Below are 4,696 nucleotides of genomic sequence, written 5' to 3'. Positions count from 1 at the left end.
GCGACGGCGACGCGCTGCGCCTGCCCGCCGGACAGCCCCTGCCCGCCCACCCCGAGGCGCAGGTCGGGGTCGATGCCCTCGGCTGCGGCGAGCGCGAGCGCGCGGCGCACGAGCGCCTCGTCGGGATCGGCCATGCCGAGCGCCACGTTCTCGCGGACCGTGCCCGCCATGAGACCCGGCCGCTGCCCCGACCACGCGATCTCCCCCGGGCGGAGGGCCCGGGGCGCGGATCCCGCGCCGACGTCCCCGCCGACCCATCCGATGGCACCCGTGGCGGGCAGCTGCCCGAGCAGCGCCCGCAGGAGCGAGGTCTTCCCGGCCCCGCTCGGTCCCGTCACGGCGGTGATGCGCCCGCGCGGGAACCGGGCCGACAGGCCGCCCAGCACGGGTGCGTCCCCGAGCGAGACGGCGAGGTCGCGGATCACGAGGGCGTCCCCGCCGGGCGCGTGGGCCGTCGCGTCGTCCGTGGCCGCGTCCCGTGCGCCGCCTCCCGCCGCCGCGACGGCGCTCGTGCCCCGCCGCGCCCGCTCCTCGTCGAGGATCCCGAGGAGGTCGTCGGAGGCCGCGACCCCCTCCGCGGCGGCGTGGAACTGCGCGCCCACCTGCCGCAGCGGCAGGAACGCCTCCGGCGCGAGGAGCAGGACGAACAGGCCCACCTCGAGGTCGAGCGTCCCGCCGATGAGGCGGACGCCGACCGAGACCGCGACGAGCGCCACCGACAGCGAGGCGGCGAGCTCCAGGACGAAGCCCGAGAGGAACGAGATGCGGAGCACGCGCATCGTCTCGACGCGGTAGTCCTCGGTGACCCGCCGGATGCGGGCCGTCTGGCGCCGGGCGCGCCCGAACACGAGCAGGGTCGAGAGCCCGTCGACCACGTCGAGGAACCCGGAGGCGAGCTCCGTCAGGCGCGCCCACTGCCGCCGCTGCACCTCCTGCGTCGCCCACCCGACGAGCACCATGAAGACGGGGATGACGGGCAGGGTGGCGATCACGGTGATGCCGGTGACCGGATCCTGCACGAGGAGCACGGCGACCACGATGGGCGTGGCCAGCGCCGTGAGGAGGAGCTGCGGCACGTACCGCGAGAAGTACGGCTCGAGGGCGGCGAGGCCGGGACCCACCACGGTGGTGAGGCGCGCCCGGCTGCGGGACGCGGTCCAGGCCGGACCGAGGTCCGCGATCGCCCGCAGCGCCCGCCGCCGGAGCTCCGAGGTCACCTGCGCCGCGCCGCGGGCGCCGACCACGTCGAGCAGCCAGGCCGCCGCGCCGCGCACGACCGCGGATCCCAGCGCGAGCGCGAGGAGCGGCCCGAGCGCGCCCGCGGCGGCGCCGTCGACCGCCCGCACGACGAGCTGCGTGAGCGACCAGCAGAAGGCGACGAGCGCGAGGGTCTGCACGACGCCGACGAGCGCGCCGACCGCGAGCATGGTGCGGGCTGCGGCCGAGTAGCGCAGCAGCCGCGGGTCCAGGGGCTTCACGGCGCGCTAGTGGGCGGCCTGCGTGATCACGGCGCGCGTGATGCGCTTCCGGAACACCCAGTACGTCCACGCCTGGTACGCGAGGATCAGCGGCAGGGCGAAGCCCGCGGCCCACGTCATGATCGTGAGCGTGTACGGCGACGACGACGCGTTCTCCAGCGTCAGGCCGTTCGCGGGGTCGTTCGAGGCCGGCATCACGAACGGGTGCAGCGCCGCGAACAGGCTGGCGACGGCCAGCGCGATGGTCGCCGCGAGGAGCCCGAAGGCCCACCGCTCGCGTCCTCGCGCGTTGGCGAGGTACGACGCGACGAGCGCGACGGCCGCGAGGGCCGAGACGAGCCCCGACAGCGCCGACCCGTGCGCGAGCGTCGTCCAGAGGAGGAAGGCGGCCGCGATCACGATGGTCGCCGCCCCGACCCGCATGGACAGCAGGCGGGCGCGCGCCCGGATCGGCCCGTCCGTCTTGAGCGCCGCGAACTGGAGGCCGTTGACGAGGAACAGCGACAGCGTGGTGAGCCCGCCGAGGAGCGCGTACGGGTTCAGCAGGTCGAGGGTGGACCCCGTGTAGTCGTGGTCCGCGTCCATCGGCACGCCGCGCACCACGTTGGCGAAGACGACCCCCCAGAGGAACGACGGCACGACGGAGCCGACGACGATCATCAGGTCGAAGGACCCGCGCCAGCGGTCCGAGGCGCCCTGGTGCCGGTACTCGAACGAGACGCCGCGGAGGATGAGCGTGATGAGGATCGCGAGCAGCAGCAGGTAGGAGCCGCTGAACAGCGTCGCGTACCACTCGGGGAACGCCGCGAACAGCGCGGCACCCGCCACGATGAGCCACGTCTCGTTGAGGTCCCACACGGGCCCGATGGCGTTGATGAGTACGCGCCGGTCGGTGTCGTCCTTCGCGAGGAACGGCAGGCTCATGCCCACCCCGAAGTCGAAGCCGTCGAGCACGAAGTAGCCGACGAAGAGGAAGGCGATGACGCCGAACCAGAGGAGGGGGAGGTCCATGGTCAGTACACGCTCGCTTCCCGCACGAGCTCGCCCGTCTCCGGGTCGGGCGCCTGCTCCGGCTCCGGTCCCCGCTGGGCGGCCTTCAGGATGAGCCGGAGCTCCACCACCGCGAGCGAGCCGTAGACGAGGGTGAAGGCGATGAGCGAGATGAGCACCTGGACCCCGGTGACGTTCGGGGACACCGCGGACGCCGTCTGCAGCAGGCTGAACACGATCCAGGGCTGGCGGCCCATCTCCGTGAAGATCCACCCGACGGTCATGGCGAGCAGCGGCAGCGGGGCCGCCCAGATGGCGACCCGCCACATCCACGGCCGCGTGATGGCCCGGCCGCGGCGCGTGAGCCACAGGCCCGCGACCGCCACGCCGATGGCGGCCATGCCGAAGCCGATCATCCAGCGGAACGCCCAGTAGGTGACCCAGATGGTGGGCGTGTAGTCGCCGGGGCCGTAGCTCGCGACGTACTGCGCCTGCAGGTCGTTGATGCCCTCGACCGTGCCGTCGAGCGTGTGGGTCGAGAGGAACGAGAGCAGGTACGGGATGCGGATGGAGAACAGCTCGCTCGAGCCGTCCGGCGTCCCCCAGGTGAACACGGAGAACGACGCGGCGGCGCCCGAGGACGTGTCGTAGTGCGCCTCCGCCGCGGCCATCTTCATGGGCTGCGTCTGCACCATCGCGAGGCCGAGCTGGTCGCCGGAGAGGATGGTCAGCGCGCCCGAGACGACCATGAACCACATGCCGAAGCGCATCGCCGGCATCATCGTGTCGAGGTGCTGGTTGCGGGACAGGTGCCAGGCGGCGACGGAGATGATGACCGCGGCCGCGCTCATGAAGCTCGCGAAGATCGTGTGCGGGAACGCGGCGAGGGCGACCTTGTTGGTGAGCAGCGCCCAGATGTCGGTGAGCTCCGCCCTCCCCCGCTCCTCGTCGATGCGGTAGCCCACCGGGTTCTGCATGAAGGCGTTCGCGGCGAGGATGAAGTACGCCGAGAGGATCGACGCGATCGACACCACCCAGATGGTCGCCAGGTGGAGGCGCTTCGGCAGCTTGTCCCAGCCGAAGATCCACAGGCCGATGAAGGAGGCCTCCAGGAAGAAGGCGAGGAGGCCCTCGAGCGCGAGCGGCGCACCGAAGACGTCGCCGACGAAGCGGCTGTACTCGGACCAGTTCATGCCGAACTGGAACTCCTGCACGATGCCGGTGACGGTGCCCATGGCGAAGTTGATGAGGAAGATCCGGCCGAGGAAGCGCGTGAGCCGCAGGTAGTGCTGCCGACCCGTGCGCACCCACGCCGTCTGGTAGATCGCGCAGACGAAGGCCATGCCGATCGTGAGCGGGACGAAGAGGAAGTGGTAGACGGTCGTCAGGCCGAACTGCCAGCGGGAGAGGACGAGCGGGTCCAGCAGCTCGTTCACCGGGGGGCCCCGCTCGCGCCGGCGCCCGGGCGGCGGCTGTCGGGATGCGGGTGTTCGACGGGGGCGGGGTGCGGTGTCATGGCGACCGGCTGCGCTTCCTGTGGAGGGCGGATCGTGCGGTTCGAGGCTCCATCGCGACGCCTCCATTCTACGACTTGTAGACGATCCGCGCGAGTGCCCGCCGACGATCCGCGGGGACCCCCGCCGGGTCGCGGCGATTCCCCGCCGGGTCGCGTTGGCCGGGAGGCGGGATGCGCGACACCGGTCGTTCACCTGGTCGGGTGACGCTCGGGGCACGCACCGGATCGGCGTCGACCCGGTGCGCCCGCCACCCGCGGAGCCGCCCGTCGGCCCCGTCGCCCGCCGGCCGCCCGGATCCCCCGGACCGCCGCACCCGCACCGCGCACGTCGACCGAAGGGCCGCCGCCATGACCTCCTCCGCACCCGCCTCCCCTGCCTCCGACCTCGGTCCACGACCCGCGGGGGCCGCGCAGGCGTCCCCGACGGGCCAGCCGGCCTCCGGCGCTCCCGCGTCCGCCTTCGTCGGCCTCCTCGCCGCCGACGGCGCTCGGCTCACCGGGCGGGTCGCCGAGGCCGCGGACCGCCTCGACGCGGGGATCCCGGCGGCGCGCTTCGACGCCCGCACCGCGTCCGTCGAGGACGCCCTCGTCGTCGCCCTGGCGCTCGTGGCGGGGGGGGGCGGCGCGCGGGGGGCCGCGCCGCCCCCCGCGGCGGGGGGGGGGGGGGGCGGGCGGCGGGGGGGGGCGGGGGGGGGGGGGGGGGGGGGGGGGG

At 73.9% G+C, this 4,696-nt stretch carries 3 protein-coding genes; all 3 read right to left on the bottom strand.

Translation table 11 applies throughout. From position 1 onward, the window contains the following. Positions 1-1,478: thiol reductant ABC exporter subunit CydD (cydD, locus tag Q6969_RS12980; RefSeq protein ID WP_317230808.1), on the bottom strand; the 1,478-nt coding region annotated here is incomplete at its 3' end. Between the two features lie 6 nt (positions 1,479-1,484). Next, on the bottom strand, positions 1,485-2,489 hold the full coding sequence (gene cydB / locus Q6969_RS12975; protein WP_317230807.1) for a cytochrome d ubiquinol oxidase subunit II: 1,005 nt from the start codon (positions 2,487-2,489) through the stop codon (positions 1,485-1,487). 2 nt (positions 2,490-2,491) lie between these two features. Beyond that, a complete protein-coding gene (locus tag Q6969_RS12970) occupies positions 2,492-3,904 on the bottom strand; it encodes a cytochrome ubiquinol oxidase subunit I (RefSeq protein WP_317230806.1) in 1,413 nt (470 codons plus the stop codon). Between the last annotated feature and the right edge of the window lie 792 nt (positions 3,905-4,696).

It is taken from the genome of Clavibacter sp. MX14-G9D, from assembly GCF_032917815.1.
Classification (GTDB): Bacteria; Actinomycetota; Actinomycetes; order Actinomycetales; family Microbacteriaceae; genus Clavibacter; species Clavibacter michiganensis_K.
Note: the sequence above shows the minus strand (reverse complement) of the source record. Positions and strands in the feature narration are given on the sequence as shown.

Coding starts and splice junctions, on each gene's coding strand:
- cydB (WP_317230807.1), bottom strand. CDS start 2,489: ATGGACCTCCCCCTCCTCTGGTTCGGCGTCATCGCCTTCCTCTTCGTC.